Annotated in this window: 13 protein-coding genes; 10 read left to right on the plus strand and 3 right to left on the minus strand. The window is 67.5% G+C overall.

Annotated elements, in window-relative coordinates; all coding sequences use genetic code 11:
* The 3 genes from KF785_14865 (at position 1) to KF785_14875 (ending at position 3,068) form a co-directional block, all read left to right on the plus strand.
* Positions 1–1,050 (plus strand): LLM class flavin-dependent oxidoreductase, encoded by a 1,050-nt coding sequence (locus KF785_14865; GenBank protein MBX3148044.1) that lies wholly within the window; start codon positions 1–3, stop codon positions 1,048–1,050.
* 78 nt (positions 1,051–1,128) lie between these two features.
* Positions 1,129–2,223, plus strand: coding sequence for an NADH:flavin oxidoreductase/NADH oxidase (locus KF785_14870; protein MBX3148045.1), 1,095 nt, complete (start codon positions 1,129–1,131; stop codon positions 2,221–2,223).
* Positions 2,224–2,660: 437 nt separating this feature from the next.
* Positions 2,661–3,068 (plus strand): hypothetical protein, encoded by a 408-nt coding sequence (locus KF785_14875; GenBank protein MBX3148046.1) that lies wholly within the window; start codon positions 2,661–2,663, stop codon positions 3,066–3,068.
* Position 3,069: 1 nt separating this feature from the next.
* Here KF785_14875 and KF785_14880 read toward each other — a convergent pair whose 3' ends face one another.
* The gene (locus tag KF785_14880; GenBank protein ID MBX3148047.1) at positions 3,070–4,335 is read right to left on the minus strand and encodes a hypothetical protein; all 1,266 of its coding nucleotides are present in this window, start codon (positions 4,333–4,335) and stop codon (positions 3,070–3,072) included.
* 161 nt (positions 4,336–4,496) lie between these two features.
* Here KF785_14880 and KF785_14885 point away from each other — a divergent pair, with 161 nt between their 5' ends.
* Positions 4,497–5,888 carry a DEAD/DEAH box helicase gene (locus KF785_14885; protein MBX3148048.1) on the plus strand — a complete coding sequence of 464 codons (1,392 nt, stop codon included), beginning with the start codon at positions 4,497–4,499 and terminating at the stop codon, positions 5,886–5,888.
* Here the strand turns inward: KF785_14885 and KF785_14890 are convergent.
* Together KF785_14890 and KF785_14895 are read right to left on the minus strand one after the other, a co-directional pair.
* Positions 5,885–7,612, minus strand: a complete 1,728-nt coding sequence (locus tag KF785_14890; GenBank protein MBX3148049.1) for a DUF2207 domain-containing protein — start codon at positions 7,610–7,612, stop codon at positions 5,885–5,887. The genes KF785_14885 and KF785_14890 overlap by 4 nt on opposite strands.
* Complete coding sequence (locus KF785_14895; protein MBX3148050.1) at positions 7,609–8,163, minus strand: LemA family protein; 555 nt, start codon at positions 8,161–8,163, stop codon at positions 7,609–7,611. Before KF785_14895 ends, KF785_14890 begins: the two co-directional genes overlap by 4 nt.
* 197 nt (positions 8,164–8,360) lie before the next feature.
* On the opposite strand from KF785_14895, the gene KF785_14900 reads away from it, so the two are divergent.
* The 6 genes from KF785_14900 (at position 8,361) to KF785_14925 (ending at position 15,743) form a co-directional block, all read left to right on the plus strand.
* Entirely contained in the window at positions 8,361–9,920 is a 1,560-nt protein-coding gene (locus tag KF785_14900) for a M20/M25/M40 family metallo-hydrolase (GenBank protein ID MBX3148051.1), read from the plus strand.
* Positions 9,869–10,936, plus strand: coding sequence for a hypothetical protein (locus KF785_14905; GenBank protein MBX3148052.1), 1,068 nt, complete (start codon positions 9,869–9,871; stop codon positions 10,934–10,936). Before KF785_14900 ends, KF785_14905 begins: the two co-directional genes overlap by 52 nt.
* The gene (locus tag KF785_14910; GenBank protein ID MBX3148053.1) at positions 10,933–12,564 is read left to right on the plus strand and encodes a HAMP domain-containing histidine kinase; all 1,632 of its coding nucleotides are present in this window, start codon (positions 10,933–10,935) and stop codon (positions 12,562–12,564) included. The genes KF785_14905 and KF785_14910 overlap by 4 nt, the downstream gene beginning before the upstream one ends.
* Positions 12,561–13,910 carry a sigma-54-dependent Fis family transcriptional regulator gene (locus KF785_14915; protein MBX3148054.1) on the plus strand — a complete coding sequence of 450 codons (1,350 nt, stop codon included), beginning with the start codon at positions 12,561–12,563 and terminating at the stop codon, positions 13,908–13,910. Before KF785_14910 ends, KF785_14915 begins: the two co-directional genes overlap by 4 nt.
* A 238-nt stretch (positions 13,911–14,148) precedes the next feature.
* Positions 14,149–15,069, plus strand: a complete 921-nt coding sequence (locus KF785_14920) for a tetratricopeptide repeat protein (GenBank protein MBX3148055.1) — start codon at positions 14,149–14,151, stop codon at positions 15,067–15,069.
* Between the two features lie 104 nt (positions 15,070–15,173).
* Positions 15,174–15,743 carry a hypothetical protein gene (locus KF785_14925; protein ID MBX3148056.1) on the plus strand — a complete coding sequence of 190 codons (570 nt, stop codon included), beginning with the start codon at positions 15,174–15,176 and terminating at the stop codon, positions 15,741–15,743.
* Positions 15,744–15,774 lie beyond the last annotated feature (31 nt).

The raw sequence follows: 15,774 nt of genomic DNA on the forward strand, positions 1-15,774 counted from the left end.
ATGCGTTTCGGATACTGGTTGCCGGTGTTCGGCGGGTGGCTTCGCAACGTTCCGGATGAGGGCATGGATGCGTCGTGGAGCTATGTCAGCCGCCTCGCGCGCCGCAGCGAAGAGATCGGCTTCGATCTGACGCTGATTGCCGAGTTGTTCCTCAACGATATCAAGGGTGTGAACGCTCCCTCGCTCGACGCCTGGTCCACTGCGGCAGCGCTGGCGGCAGTTACGCAGCGGCTCGAGCTGATGGTTGCCGTGCGGCCGACCTTTCACCAGCCGGCCATCCTGGCCAAGCAGGCAGCCGCGATCGATCACATCTCCGGAGGCCGGCTGGCCCTCAACGTGGTCTCCTCGTGGTGGGCGGACGAGGCGCGACGGTACGGGGTGCGATTCGATCAGCACGACGACCGATACGCCCGCACCGCGGAGTGGCTGGCGGTGGTCGACGGGGTCTGGCGAGAGCCCGAGTTCTCCTTCGACGGTACCTACTATCAGGTCGAGGGAACGATTCTCGAACCCAAGCCGGTGCGCCGGCCTCGACCGCCGATCTATGCCGGCGGCGAGTCGTCGGCGGCGAAGCGTCTGATCAGCCAGCAGTGCGATGCGTATGTGATGCACGGCGACCCGATTGAGGTGGTCTCAGCCCGGATCGGTGAGTTGTCCGCGCTGAGAGAGGCAGCAGGGCTGCCGCGGCTGTCCTTCGGCATGGCCGCCTATGCTATCGTGCGCGATACCGAGCAGGAGGCGGCCCGGGAGCTGGAGCGAATCACCAACGTCACTCCGGGCTCGCCCGGGTACGGCAACTATCGCGACTGGATCGCCAATACCCAGCTCGAGCGTCAGGTGTCGCTGCAGGATTACTCGGTATCCAACCGGGGGCTGCGGGCGGGCTTGATCGGCACGCCGGAGCAGGTGGCGGAGCGGATTGCGGCCTTCGAAGCCGCAGGAGTCGACCTTCTGCTGTTACAATTCAGTCCGCAGGCAGAGGAGATGGAGCGCTTTGCCGACCAGGTCATCGGTCGGCTCAGCGCGACCCCCGCCGGGGGTGGTGCCTGACCATGGGTCGGGCCGCCGCGATGATGCGGCGGCCTGATCCCCATGGGCCGAACGTCGTCCTAACCCAGCCCATAGCCGATGACGAGTTTGTTCGAGCCTCTCGCGATTCGCGGTGTCACCCTGCCGAATCGAATCGTGGTGTCACCGATGTGTCAGTACTCGAGTGTCAGCGGATTTGCCAATGACTGGCATCTGGTCCATCTCGGCAGCCGAGCCGTCGGCGGTGCGGGGCTGGTGCTGACCGAGGCCGCAGCCGTTCTGCCCGAGGGCCGTATCAGTCCCGAGGATCTGGGGCTCTGGGATGATGAGCACGTCCCTTTCCTCGCGCGAATATCAGCCTTTATCAAGCAGCAGGGCGCGGTGCCCGGTGTGCAGCTGGCGCACGCAGGACGGAAGGCCAGCGTGTACCGCCCCTGGCACCCGGTACAGGGGCAATTGCCCACCGAGCGGGGTGGCTGGCAGGTGGTCGGCCCCAGCGCGGTGCCGTTCAGCGACACCTACCCGACACCCGTGGCACTGGATCTGGCTGGCCTCCGAGCGGTGGTGCTCGGCTTCGGCGCCGCCGCGCGTCGCGCCCGCCAGGCGGGGTTCGAAGTGCTCGAGATTCACGCGGCTCACGGTTACCTGCTGCACGAGTTCCTCTCGCCCCTGAGTAATCAGCGGGTCGACGAGTATGGCGGCAGCTTTGAGAACCGGATCCGCCTGCTGGGCGATGTGGTGGCCGAAGTCCGGCGGCACTGGCCTGATCACCTTCCCTTGCTGGTGCGCATCTCGGCGACGGAGTGGGTCGAAGGCGGCTGGACCCTGGACGACTCGGTACGGCTCTGTCAGGGCCTGGGGGAGCAGGGGGTCGACCTGATCGACTGTTCGTCGGGCGGCAACGTTAGTGGGGTTCGGATTCCGATTGGACCGGGCTACCAGACCGGCCTGTCTGAGCGGATTCGGCGTGATGCCAACGTTCGAACCGGTGCGGTCGGGCTGCTGACGGCGCCGGCGCAAGCCGATCACGTCATCCGCACGGGGCAGGCCGACCTGGTCCTCTTGGCGCGTGAGCTGCTGCGCGATCCGCATTGGCCGCTTCGCGCCGCTCGTGAGCTCGGGGTCAGGACCTCGTGGCCATCGCAATATTTGCGGGCGGCACCGCAGGGTTCGACTGAGCGGCCCCCGCGCTAACGGTCCGATTCAGCACGCCGAGGCCCATCGAGACTGCGCAGCTGCCGTCGTCGTTCGCCGCTGGTCAGCGGGCGACTGCCAGTGGTCGAGTGCTGCCGTGCGTCACTGGTGCTGGCAAGGCAGGGATCTGCGTTGCTGGCGCGGTCGGGCCGGGCCAGGGCAGCGCAATCGTGGCGATGAAGACCGTGGGCTGGAGGTGGCTGGCGGGCTGGTTGGCGGGCATATCCAGAATCCGATTCAGGTGCGGGGTCGATCCATTTTCCTTCACAGTAGGAAGAATCGGGCCAGCATGTTCTGCTTATGTAAAGTGTTTTACTGCAAAGATTTAGCTGATCGTACCTCGGCCGGTGGCCCGCCCGTCGTGTCCTCGGGACGGGTCACTGTCGCTGGATTGGGACGGTCGGACGTCCTAGAGAGAGACGAATCCGGCAGGGTGCATGCTGCAATCGATCAAGCGAGAATGGCGTCTGCTGCGCGACGCGGAGCCTGGCCGTCGCTTTCGTGACCGCTATCGGCGAACCCGCAAGGGTGGATCATCGTTCGGTGCTCGGGTCGCGCGCATGGTTGCGGGGCTGGCCATCACCGCTGCTGGTGCGTTCATGGTTCCTGCCCCAGGACCGGGCTGGCTGGTCGTTGCCCTGGGGCTTGGCCTGATCGCCAGCGATATTCGCCCGCTCGCGACCTTTCTCGACCGCGCCGAGTTGCGCGTCCGCGACATCGGCGAAGGGCTGTCGGTGTGGTGGTCCGCCCGTTCGCGCTCGGTGCGGATGATGCTGGGAGCCCTGGGAGGTCTGGTCGCCGTTGCCGGCAGCTACGGGCTGCTCAGGCTCTTTGTGCTGAGCTAGTTCACGGTTTCAGGATGCGATGGACCCGGACATGCTCCAGGCCGTCGTCGTCGGTCCAGACCCCGAGGATTCGGTCCGCCTCGACCTGGATCAGGCGAAACCCGGCTGGCGTCGAGAGCCGACCCAGCAGTGCGCCATCGGGGCCCACCACGGCAAATTGCCGTTGCTTGATCCCGGGCCGCACCGCCTCTTCGATCCAGACGCCGCCATCCGGGGCAGGGAAGAGACCCTGGATCCACAGCATGGCCGTCGGGTAGCGGATTCCATCGAGCTGCGCCAGGTACTGCGTCTTGAACTGGTGTGGCGCCGCTCGCATCTGTGGCGCCGCATCCAGCATTTCGCGCCACTCGGCCCGGTGAACCGAGATGTCGCTGGCGCTCAGGCGCATCGCGTCGATCGGCGCGCGGATCAGCAGATCGAGGCTCCCGTCCGCCCGATATCGTTCGACCTGCCAGCTGTTGTTCTGCGCCAGAAATATGTGCGCGCCGCGGATCCCGGCGACGGTCTGCTTGCCCAGCGGCACCGGGGTCGGGATCGGCACGGTTTGCGGTCCGAAGGTGACGGTTACCTGGGTCATCTCGGTGCCCGGCACGGATGCGATGGTATCGGCCGCCGTGCCGTCAGGTGCGTACCGGATGAAGCTGACCGTATCACGGGTCATCGATTCCCGGCGCTCACCGACGGTCAGGCTGAGCCGCTGCCCCACGACAGATCCGTCCGCCAGCGCACCCATCGGGACGGCAAAGGCCATCCGTCCGCCTTCACCGGGTGTCAGGCTCGATTGACCCCCGAGCGAGTAGGCGCGTCCTGCCTTGCCGTCGGGTGTGATCACCGTGAGTCGCTGGGTCATCACGTCCGCCGCGACGAGCGAGTCACCCGCAGCCGCCCAGACGCCCGACAGTGCTTGGAACTCCCCGGGGCCGCTTCCGGGTCGCCCGAGGCTGCCGGCGGGTCGTCCTGAGCTGTCGAAGAAGCGGATCGCATTTGCCAGGGCGGACGCCGCTGCGAGGCTACCGTCGGGTCGCATCACGGCGCCGACGATCTGCGTCAGCTCGGCCTCCGCCGTGCCGGCAATGCTGATCAGGGGGGCTGCCTCGATCGTCCAGGCCTGGTCCGCCTGCCAGGTGCCCTGTGCGTTGTCAACGATTCGGATTCCCGCACTGTCGCGGGTCGCGGCGGTGCTCCCGCCCTGGGAGGAACTGCTGCAGCCGGTCAATGCGAGCAGCAGTAGGGTCGCAGCGGCCGGGGTGTCGAGGTCGAGTTGCATCGTGCCTTCCATGACGGGTGGTGCAGAAAGGTAGTCTCCTCGACTATCCGAGACCTGTCTGGCGTGAGCTTGGGGTGACGAAATAGCCCCGGGATGGGCTGCCCCCCTTAGATTGAGCGACGTCGAAGCAGGTTTGACTCGCACCGTATCCTGGAGTTGTCGTGCCGTTTTCAGGTCTCAAGCTCGATCGCAGTCTGCTGACCGGTCTCAAGGAGTTGGGGTACACGCGCCCGACGCCGATTCAGACCGATGCCATTCCTCTTGCGCTGGAAGGGCGTGACCTGCTGGCGTGCGCCATGACAGGCAGCGGCAAGACGGCCGCCTTCATCTTGCCAATCCTGCATCGCCTGCTGAGCCGTCCTCGGGGTACGACCCGAGCGCTCGTGCTGACGCCAACCCGCGAACTGGCGGCCCAGATTCTCGAGAACCTGAATGACATGGCGGTTCACACTCCCCTCACCGCAGCGGCCGTCTTCGGTGGCGTCGGGATGGGGCCCCAGGAACATGCCTTTCGGGTCGGTGTCGACGTCATCGTCGCGACGCCGGGCCGTCTGCTCGACCACCTCCGGGCGCCATATGCCAAGCTCGATCGGATCGAGCACCTCGTGCTCGACGAAGCCGATCGGATGCTCGACATGGGCTTTCTGCCGGACATCCGCCGGGTGCTGCGCCATCTTCCCACCAAGCGCCAGACGATGTTGTTCAGCGCGACCATGCCCCGGGAAATCGCGACCCTGGCCCGAGAGATCCTGAGCGCGCCGGCCACCATCAATGTCGAACGGCAGGCTGCCCCGGCGGTCGGGATCACCCAGGCGGTTTATCCGGTACCGCAGGATCGAAAGGCGGCACTGCTGGCAACCCTGCTTCAACGTGATGAGATGCACGAAGCGCTCGTGTTCACGCGGACGAAGCATCGAGCCGATCGCCTCACCAAGTTCCTGGTGCGCGAGGGCATTGCGGCGGAACGGATTCACGGCAATCGGTCGCAGGCGCAGCGGACGGCGGCACTGGCGGGCTTCAAGAACGGCACCCATCGAGTCCTGGTAGCTACGGACATTGCCGCGCGGGGTATCGATGTCGAGGCGCTGGGCCATGTCGTCAATTTCGATGTGCCGGAGGTGGCGGAGGATTACATCCATCGGGTGGGGCGCACGGCGCGTGCCGAGGCAACCGGTGAAGCGTTCACTTTCGTGGCGCCGGAGGAAGAGGGCGACCTCCGACGCATCGAGCACGCTATCGGCAAGCGCTTGCCGCGGGTTACGCTGCCGGATTTCGATCTGACCTCGCGCGCGGATGCGCCGCTCGAGGTGCCGCTGGCGCAGCGGATTGCCGAGATTCGGGCCCGCAAAGCCGAAGACCGGGTTCGGGCCAAAGCCAATGCCGCGCGTCGCGAAGCGGTGCAGCGTCAGCAACAGAGCGACCGACGGGCCGCTTCATCTCAGCGAGAGGGCTCGCGGTGGGATGCAAAGTCGCGGTCGGAGTCGTCGACAGGTTCGGGCCGGAACAAGCGGCGGCCGGGCGGCCCCAGGCGTCCGCCAACCAAGGGGCGTTAGAACCCGCCGCCGCCGCCACCCCCGCCGCCGCCGCCGGAGGATCCACCACTGAACCCGGAGCCGCTCGAACTCCGGGGCGACGAACTCATCGTCGACGCCGCCTGGCTGGACATGGCGCTGAGCCGGCTCGAAAAGGCGGCGGCGTCGAAGGTGGTGAACGAGCGACCGGTGTACCAGGTGGGCGGTTCGCGGTAGATGTCACGGAACGCCTTGGCCCACTGCTTCTCGACGCCAAACGCCATAGCGTACGGCAGGCACCGCTCGAACAATTCGGGCGTCCTGCCGACCCGGTCCAGTCGATCGCTTTCCACCCGTTCCAGAAACTCCTCGAACCCGAGCACCCGTTCGAGGGCGCGCGCTCCGGCCACCGTGCGCGCCGGCATCACCATTCCGAACCCCACGATGATGATCCCGGAGATGGCGCCCGCAATGAGGAATGGCACCGGGGTCAGGTCGAAGGCGGCCGAAATCATGGAGCCGACGATGGCAAGCAGCCCGCCGACAATGACACCGACACCGATCCAGAGCGCCTGCACCGAGTCCGGACGACGCTGGTAGTACTTCTTCCGAACCAGCTCGGTGTAGACCGACTGCCGGATGCCCGGGAGGCTCGAATAGAACTTGTTCTGCAGTGACGAGAGGGCCACCGAGGATTCGCCGCCGCCAAAGATACCGCTCAGCACCCGCGACTCATGAGGACGCAATCCAGGGCGGTCGCCCTCGGTGCGGAGCCGATGGAACACGAAATCATCGCGCTCGAACAGGCCAAAGACCTTGGACTCCTTCCGCTCTTCGATTCTGAGATGGCCGTTGACCGCGAGATCGACCATCGTCGCGGTGATGTCGCGCATGTCGACCCGGTTGTCGATCAGGGTACCCGCCTCAGCGGGCGAAAGCCCCTCCGGCGCCGTGTACTGCACGGAAACCGGAAGCTTGGCGGGGTCACGCCCGCGTGCCCGCCAGGTGAGCAACATGGCGATGAAGATCGGAATCGGAATCAGCAGGGGCCAGTTGGCCGCCAGGAAGGCGAGCGCTCGATCGGTTCCGGTCGGCTCTGGCACGAGGCCCTTGTCCCAGCCGACCACCGCCGTCAGCCCTTCCCGAAATCCCAGCGCGGTGGGCATCGTAACCCGGATCTGATTCGCCCGCGTTTCCACGACGGCGTCGCGCCCGGTCGCGCCGTAGACGCCATTGAAGGCGGTGGCGCGAATCCCGCTCGCTCCGTGCGGCAGGGTGATCCGGGCCGAGGCGGCCTCGATCGGTACATCCCATTCGTCGCCGGTGATGTTCCAGTAGAGTTCGTCGTGCTCGTCGAAGAACCTGAGGCCGCCGTGAACGAGGTACTTGATGACTACGGTGCGGGTGGCGTCCTCGGCGTTAGGCACCCAGATCTTGAACTTGCGGTAGTGACGTTCCCGGCTCGATTCGTACGAGAGCGGCTCGCCGTCCTGGTTGGTGATCGACTGGAGGTCGAGGCGAATTCGCCAGTTGAAGCCGGACGGCGTCCGGTACTCGACCGGGATCGAACGGTAGATGCCGTTCCAGACCCCGGTAAAGCGGGCCGCGATGGTCTCCGTGATTTCGAGTTCGCCGGTCGGGCGGACCGTGATGGCGGCGTCGAAGCGGGCCAGGACGAGCGAGCGCTGCTGTGCCGTGACCGGACTCGAGGCCGCAATCGAGCCGCCAAGCGTGGCAGCCAGCGCCAGCAACAGTCGAACGATCATGGGTCGAGCGCGATCCGCGGAGCCGCGCCCTCCGCCGGCGTGTCGAGGCCGAAGAACTCGCGAGGCTGGATACGGAACACTCCTGCAATCAGGTTGCTGGGAAACTGAGCGACGCTGGTATTGAGATCACGAACCACGGCGTTGTAGTACCGCCGGGCCTGCTGAACCTGCTCCTCGATTTCCGTCAGGCTGCGCTGCAAAGCCAGAAAGCTCTCGCCGGCTTTGAGGTCGGGATACGCCTCAGCCAGCGCGAGGATGCGCTTGACCGCGCCGGCAATGTCGGCCTCGGCCGGGGCCATCGAGGCCGGGCCCGATGCGGCCAGCGCTCGGTTCCGGGCCGAGACGACGGCGTCGAGGGTGCTCTGCTCGTAGCCAGCGTGCCCCTGCACGGTCGCGACGAGGCTCGGAATCAGGTCGTGTCGGCGTTTGAGCTGGACATCGATGTCCGACCAGGCGTTGTCCGCCAGCAGGCGCAACCTGGTCAGGCCGTTGAAGCCGACCACCACATACACGCCCACGACGACCAGCGTGGCAAGCAGCGCAAGCCCCAAGGGACCTCTCCGGTGGAGGTTGGGTCAGATCCGCACCCTGGAAGTCTCCTGCCGTCGTGTCGCGATTGCAAGTGAGTCGCTCGGTCCGGCGGTCGAGCTTGCAGTCCAGAAGGGGCGGCCGCGCGACTATGCTTAACGGAGGCTTGCGGTCCGCAATCGACCCGCCCACCGGGCGGATCCCAACCCAGGCAGGTGATATGAAGACTGTTCGCGCTCCCGTGTGGTTTGCACTTGCGCTCGCCCTGGCTCCGGGCGCCGCTGCTCAGACCTTTCCGACCGACGATCCGGTAATCCGCCGAATCTGGGCGGAGGGAATGACGGAACGCTCCCAGGTCGAGCGCCTGGCGCAGGTGCTGCTCGATTCGATCGGGCCCCGTCTTTCGGGGTCGCCGTCGTTCCTGGCGTCGGTCGACTGGGTGGCATCGGTGTATCGGCAGTGGGGTATCACGGCGCGGAAGGAGCAGTACGGCACCTGGCAGGGGTGGCGGCGCGGTCACACCCACGTCGATCTGATTGCGCCGCGTCAGCGCACCCTCGAGGCCACCATGCTGGCCTGGAGCCCCGGCACGACGCGACCGGTCGAAGGGGAGGTCGTGCTGCTGCCGGATGTGCGCGATGCAGAGGCGTTTGCGGCCTGGCTGCCCAGCGTGCGCGGCAAGTTCGTGCTCTGGTCGCCGGCTGAGTTGACCTGCCGGCCGGATGAGAACTGGGAGCGCCTGGCGCGACCGGAGACGGTGGCGAGGATGAAGGCGGCTCGCGAGGCCAACCGGCGGGCCTGGAGCGATCGGATGCGCCGGCTGGGGAGTGGGGCTGGCGCAGCGATCGAGCAGGCCGGCGCCGCGGGATTGCTGACCACGCTGTGGTCCGCCGGGTGGGGGGTCAACAAGGTCTTCAATGCGCCCACGCGCCAGATTCCGGCGCTGGATCTCAGCTGCGAAGACTATGGTTTGCTCTTCCGGCTGGCGCAGAACAACCAGGGTCCGCGACTCCGGCTCGATGCGCGCTCGGAATCGCTCGGTGAGCAGCCGATGTTCAATCTGATCGGCGAGATCAAGGGCAGCGAGAAGCCCGACGAGTACGTCCTGCTGTCGGCGCACCTCGACTCGTGGGATGGCGCCTCCGGAGCTACCGACAACGGTACCGGCACCGTGATGATGATGGAAGCAATGCGCCTGCTCAAGGCGGCCTACCCGACCCCGAAACGGACCATTCTGGTGGGGCACTGGGGCGGGGAGGAGCAGGGGCTGATCGGGTCCCGCGCGTTTGCCGAGGACAATCCCAAGGTGGTCAGCGGGATGCAGGCGTCGTTCAACCAGGACAATGGCACCTGGCGGATCGATTACATCCGAATGATGGGGCTGACCGGGGCGGGAGCCCACTTCGGCCGCTGGCTCAGTCAGATTCCGCCAGAAATCGAGAGTCTGATTGACCTCGACCTGCCGGGTGAGCCCGAGCGGGGCGGGAGCGACCATATGTCCTTTCTGTGCGAAGGGGCACCCGCCTTCCGGCTCCAGTCGAACTATCCGGACTATCGGCAGTACACCTGGCATACCAACCGGGACACCTACGACAAGATCGTGTTCGACGACCTGCGCAACAACGCCACCCTGGCGGCGATGCTTGCGTACCTGGCCTCGGAAGACCCTGAGCGGGTGCCTCGCGACCGGCGGGTGATGCCGCCGGGCCCGGATGGCCGGCCGCAGCCGTGGCCCGCCTGTGGCCAGGCGCGCCGGAGCTTCGGCGGAGGGTCGCGCTGACCTGCCGCGTTGCGGCTCTGGCGGCCACGCTCCTGTGGCTGGCCGGATGCGGCGCCCGCACCAGCGGACGTCCTGCTCCGCTCGGCGACCCGTGCGTCTTCGAGGCAGATGCGGGGCGCACCTGGCTCGACACGGTTCGCGTCGTTCTGGCCGAGCCTCCACTCGCCGACGGTGACAGCAGCGCCGGCGATCGCTTCGTAGCGCGCCTCCTTGCGGACGGGGTCGAGGATGCCGATTGTCGGGGGAGGTATCGACCGGAGGCCAGGCAAGCCCTGTATCGGATGGCAACCGAAGGCGGTGCGGCGGTTGCTCGGTTGGTGCGAAACAGCGGTGGTGCTGGTCCGTCGGTCATTGTCGTGCAGCGGGCCGTTCCCGATCAGGATCTCCGTGACCTGCTTGACCGGGGTGCTGACCTGATGTTCGCCCTCGATGCGCGTGCCGCCGGGTATGCCGATGCCCATCCAGAGTGGGCGCTGCTGCCGACCGGCCCCCGCCGCCAGTACTACCTCGTCACGATCGATGGCGACCGTGTCGATGAACCGTCGGCTGCTGACCGAACCGACCTGGCCGTGCGCGCAGTGCGTGGACGGGCTACGCCCCTCGCTGCGGAGCCGTCCGACAGCGTCTGCAATCGAGTCCGTGCCGAGGGAGGGCGTCGGCGTCCGGTCGTTGCGTATCTGGCCCAGGACGAGGTGGCCCGGCAACTGGCCGAGCGCGTCGCCTCGCTCGCGGTTGGCGAATCCCGACCACCGTGGGTCGCCGAGCTGGGGCAGGGCGCCCGGGCGGAACCGGTGGCGTCGATAGCTGAGCTGAGGCGAATCATGGCGCGCGGCGAGGCCGCAGCGGTCGTCGCGGCTGGGCAGTCAGCGGCCAGGGTGGGCTGCGTGACGCCGTTGGACGCTCGGGTTGCCGCGCTCGTGACCGCCAGCGGCGCTGTGATCGTCCGGCGGGGTGTGCCGCCGCTGCGGTGGGCGCCGGGGCGGGTGGTCGGGTTCGCATCGACGAGCGTGCCGTGACCTTTCGGACCCGGATCGTCCTCGCGTTTGCGGCTGTCGCGGTGCTGCCCGTGGCGCTGTTCGGCTGGCGGGTCCGCGCGGAGATGCAAGCTCGGCTGGAAGAGGAGGGGAGCAGGCGGGTTGGTGCGCTGGTGTCGACGATCGAGTCTGAACTGCGATCGGAACGCAGTCGGGTGCGGGCCAGGCTGGGTCAGCTTGGCAGCGACCTCGCGGTCGACAATCGTTTCCGCCTGGTCCGGCAGGGCGGCGGCGAGTCGAATTGGCTGCTCGACTGGGCCGGCGAGGCAATGCGGGCGGCCGGTCTCGCTGCCCTGACGCTCCATGACAGCGCGGGACGGGTTCTGAGTTCCGGCCAGTATCGCAACGATTACGGTCGCTCGGCACCGCTGCTGCTGCGAGCGCTCGAGGGCCGCGGTGACAGTCTGTCGCTGGCTCGGGTTCGGACGGCCGAGGGACAGCGGAGTGTGCTGGCCGCGATCGACTCGTTCGCACTGCTTGGGCAGCGGTACTACCTGGTTGGCGGCGCGCCGCTCGATTCGTCGACGATTGCCGGATTCGGCGCGGATCCGGAAGTGCGCGCTGTGCTGGTCGGCAAGGCGCCGCTGCCGGAGACCGTCGCAGCGCGGATCCCGGTGATCGTGGTCGACGAGGTTGCCGGGGAATCGGCGGCCGGGGTGGTGGCCATTGTGCGGGACCCGGGGCCTGCCCGTGACCTGACCCGCCGGGTCGACCGTTGGTTCGTATTGGTACTCGGCGTGACTCTGCTCGGTGCGATCGGCATTGCGGTGGGTGTCGCCAATGCGCTGGCCCGTCCGATTACCGAGCTGGCGGACAAGACCGGCCGGATCGATCTCGATCGCCTGGACGTCGCGTTCGAGACCGATCGGACCGACGAGATCGGGGGATTGAGCCGTCTTCTCGCGGCCATGACGACTCGGCTCAAGCTCGGTGCCGCACGCTTGCGAGAGTCGGAACGTCGCGCCGCCGTCGGCGATCTGGCGCGACAGGTGACCCATGACATCAAGAACGGCCTGGCACCGATCCGCCACGCGGTTCGCCATTTCGGCCAGACCGTCGACCAGGCGCCTGATCAGCTGGTCGATGTCTATCGGGCCCGTCGCGGGACCATGGAGTCGAGCGTAGCGTACCTCGATGACCTGGCGCGGAATTATGCCAGGCTATCGCCGGCGTCTGGCCCCGCAATGGCGGAGGCCAATCGCCTCGTTGACGAGTTGGCCCGGGGAGCGGCCCGAGACGGAGTGGTGATTCGGACCGAACTGATGACACCCGAGCCGCTGCTTCGGGCCGATCCAGTTCCGGTCAGGCGGATCCTCGAGAACCTGCTTGCCAATGCGGTCGATGCCGCATCGCCAGCCGGGCAGGTCGTGCTGCGGGTGCGGCCCGGGGCGCCGGGCCAGGTCGTGATCGAGGTGGCAGACACCGGGGCGGGAATGACCCGCGAGCAGCTCGATCGCGCCTTCGATGACTTCTTTACCACCAAGCCCCAAGGCACCGGACTCGGCTTGTCCGTGGTTCGCCGCCTGGTGAGCGATCTGGGCGGATCGCTGGCTGTCGAGACGGCCGTTGGGCAGGGGACCACATTTCGGGTGGAGTTACCAACGGCATGAGTCGCCTGCTGATCGTCGATGACGTCCCGGCCCTGGCCGAGTCCTACGCGTATGACCTGCGTCGGCTGGCTGGGCATCAGGTCGAGACGGTCACCAACGGGCCCGCGGCTCTCGCGGCGCTCGAAAGTGGCGGAGTCGATTGCGTCCTCCTCGATCTCGAGATGCCCGGCATCGATGGCTTCGAGGTCCTGCGTGAGCTGGCGCACCGGGGCAACGAGACCCCGGTCATCGTCTACACCGGCACCGGGGACTTCGACCGCTGCATTCAGGCGGTCAGGCTCGGTGCGGTCGGATTCATCGACAAGGCCGAACCGATGGAGCGGGTGGTCCTGGAAGTGGCGGACGCCATCGAGCGGGCTCGGCTGCGTCGGGAGGTGGTTGCGCTGCAGGCGCAGCTCGGTGAGTCGTCGCTGCGCGGGCGAAGCGCCGCGATGCAGGCCTTGCGTGACGCCATCGGTCGCACCGCACCGGTGCCGAGCACGGTGCTGATCCTGGGCGAAAGCGGGACCGGCAAGGAACTGGTGGCGCGTGAGATTCACCGGTTGAGCCCGCGGGCGCTCGGACCGTTCGTGCCGATCAACTGTGCTGCGCTGCCGGAGCATCTGATCGAGAGCGAACTGTTCGGTCACGAGAAGGGTGCGTTTACCGGCGCCGTGGCGGCTCGACGCGGCGCCTTTCAGATGGCCGGTGGTGGCACCCTCTTTCTCGATGAGATCGGTGAGTTGCCGCTGCCGGGTCAGGCCAAGCTGCTCCGGGTGCTCGAGCAGCGCGAAGTCATGCCGCTGGGGGCCTCACGCACCATCCCGGTCGATATCCGTATCGTCGCGGCAACCCATCGGGATCTCGATGCGGCCACCCGGAGCGGAGCCTTTCGCGACGACCTGCTGTACCGGCTCAATGTCCATACCTTGCAGGTTCCGCCGCTTCGCGAGCGGAAGGAAGACATCGTGTCGCTTGCCGAGCAGTTTGTCGAGGAAGTCTGCCTTCGTTTCGGTCTGCTGCCGAAGCGCTTGTCGGGCGAGGTGCGGGACCGGCTGGTTCGCCACGACTGGCGACGGAACAACGTGCGCGAGTTGCGAAACATCATCGAGCGGATCGTGGTGGCGGCAGCGGGGGAGGTGATTCGGGCCGAGCACTTGCCGCCGGGATTGCGAGACGAAGTCGCCGAGAGCGGGACGCATCGCAGCTACCAGGAGCAGAAGGTCGACGCCGAGCGCGATATCATCCTGAGCGCTTTGGAACGCCACGACTGGCAGATCACCCGGACGGCCGATGCCCTCGGCCTGGCCGATCACGCCAGCTTGCTCAAGATCATGCGTCGTCTCGGTATTTCCTCTCCTTCCTGACTGCGTTCCTGACGCGGCGATGGGGCTGTGTCCGCCGGGACACCCGCCGTTCGGGGTGGGTGTGTCCAGGCGGACACGTGCTCCGGGCCGGACTCCGACGTCGATTTGCCTAACCGGTTGTCATGAAACGATTTGGCGGTGCGGCTCCGGGAGGGTATCGAACGGCAGCGTCCTTGCCTTTGTGAAGTGTGACCCCGCGGTCGATCGCGCCCGCGGGCTCCACACTCAAGGAGGCTGTATGACCCGCTTCGTCCTGCCGTTTCGCCGTCCCTCGCTGCTGACCTGGTTGCTGCTTCCGGTAATGGGTGCGTGCGACGTGCCCGGAGGCAAGCCGGTCGTGATTGCGCAGCTGCCACCGCAAGAGCCCGCTGCCGTGGTGCTGCCTGCCGGTGGCTTGTCACCCCGGGTCGAGACGTCGCCGGTCGCTGCGCCGCGGGTGGTCGAGATCGTCACGGCCGCCGATGCGCGGTCCGTCGGACTCGATGCGGCTCGTCGCGGGCGCTACCGTGACGCCGTCAAGGCATTCGAGCGGGCCATTGCGCTCGAACCAGACGTAGCCGGCCATTATGTCGGCGCTGCACGGGCCTTGCTCGACTGGGGTCGGCCCGGGGAAGCCGCCGATCGCGCCACGGATGCCCTGACGATCGACTCGTCGTCGACGGAGGCCCTGCGAATCCTGGCACGGGCGCAGGTCAGGCTGGGCCATGCGGAGCAGGCGAGCGAGACCTATCGCCGCGCGCTGGTGCTCGACGAGAACGACGTCTGGACGCTCAACAACTACGGCTCCTTCTTCCTCGAGCAGGGAGAACCGGGCCTGGCCATGGGGCCGCTTGCCCGCGCCGTGCAGTTGCGCTCGACGTCGCCTGTGTTTCAGAACAACCTGGGGATGGCGCTGGAACGGGCCGGGCATCCGGTGTCTGCCAAGCGGGCGTACCAGGCAGCGGTTCGCGCCGACAGCGGCTATGCCAAGGCGGTTGCAAACCTGGCGCGGATCGCGGCGCTGATCGGAGAGGTCGATGAGCCCGATGGCGCAGACCTGACCCATCTGGCCGAACTCTTCCGGCTCGAGGTCGGGATGTGGCGGGACAGCATGACCCGGATTCCAGTCATCGATACCGTGCCCGTGGTGAGGGACACCGTGTCGGTCACCCACCCGTGACGACCGGCTGGGGACAGGTCCGGCCGGCCCCGGCAGTCCGCGGGGCCGGCCGCGGCTGTTACCTTACTTGCATGGTGACTGGCGTGACGCCCCTCCGAGGGCCGATGGTCCCGCTGCTGTTCGTGCTCGGCGTGATCGCGGCGCCGCTGCGCGTGCACGTCGAGGCGATCATCGCCCGCGTCGTCTACGGTCGCGGGCTGACGCCGGACGAGGCACGCGAGGTGGCGCACATGCGCGAGCGCATCGCCGCCGAACGCGGCGCGGCGGCGGGACGGGTCAACATCAAGACGGACTGGGGCGGGCTGGTCGACGTCGAGTTCCTCGTCCAGATGCTGCAGCTCGCGCACGGCCATGCCGAGCCGCGGCTCCGCGTACGCTCGACCCGTGCCGCGCTCGACGTGCTGGCGGAGACCGGGCTGCTCCCCGCCGCCGACGCGCAGGCCCTCCGTGACGGCTGGGCGTTCCTCCAGCAGCTCGGCGCCCGCCTGCGCATCGAGCGCGATCAGGCGGTCGAAGCGCTCGACGAGCAGCCCGAGGCGCTCCGCGCGCTCGCCCGCCGTCTCGGCTACGATGGCGATGACGCACCGGCGCGACTCCGTGCGGACGTCGCGCGGCACCGCGCCGCGATCCGGGAGACCTGGGCGCGGGCGGTGGCCCGACTCACCGCCGTCTGAGCCGGGGCGCGCCCGGGCTCAGTCTGCCGCG

Source organism: Gemmatimonadales bacterium (genome assembly GCA_019637315.1).
Taxonomy (GTDB): domain Bacteria; phylum Gemmatimonadota; class Gemmatimonadetes; order Gemmatimonadales; family GWC2-71-9; genus SHZU01.

What these genes read in the sequence shown, in the direction of transcription:
- KF785_14875 (MBX3148046.1), top strand. Translation starts at nt 2,661, where the DNA reads ATGCTGCAATCGATCAAGCGAGAATGGCGTCTGCTGCGCGACGCGGAG.
- KF785_14865 (MBX3148044.1), top strand. Translation starts at nt 1, where the DNA reads ATGCGTTTCGGATACTGGTTGCCGGTGTTCGGCGGGTGGCTTCGCAAC.
- KF785_14880 (MBX3148047.1), bottom strand. Translation starts at nt 4,335, where the DNA reads ATGCAACTCGACCTCGACACCCCGGCCGCTGCGACCCTACTGCTGCTC.
- KF785_14870 (MBX3148045.1), top strand. Translation starts at nt 1,129, where the DNA reads ATGACGAGTTTGTTCGAGCCTCTCGCGATTCGCGGTGTCACCCTGCCG.
- KF785_14890 (MBX3148049.1), bottom strand. Translation starts at nt 7,612, where the DNA reads ATGATCGTTCGACTGTTGCTGGCGCTGGCTGCCACGCTTGGCGGCTCG.
- KF785_14925 (MBX3148056.1), top strand. Translation starts at nt 15,174, where the DNA reads ATGGTCCCGCTGCTGTTCGTGCTCGGCGTGATCGCGGCGCCGCTGCGC.
- KF785_14920 (MBX3148055.1), top strand. Translation starts at nt 14,149, where the DNA reads ATGACCCGCTTCGTCCTGCCGTTTCGCCGTCCCTCGCTGCTGACCTGG.
- KF785_14900 (MBX3148051.1), top strand. Translation starts at nt 8,361, where the DNA reads ATGAAGACTGTTCGCGCTCCCGTGTGGTTTGCACTTGCGCTCGCCCTG.
- KF785_14915 (MBX3148054.1), top strand. Translation starts at nt 12,561, where the DNA reads ATGAGTCGCCTGCTGATCGTCGATGACGTCCCGGCCCTGGCCGAGTCC.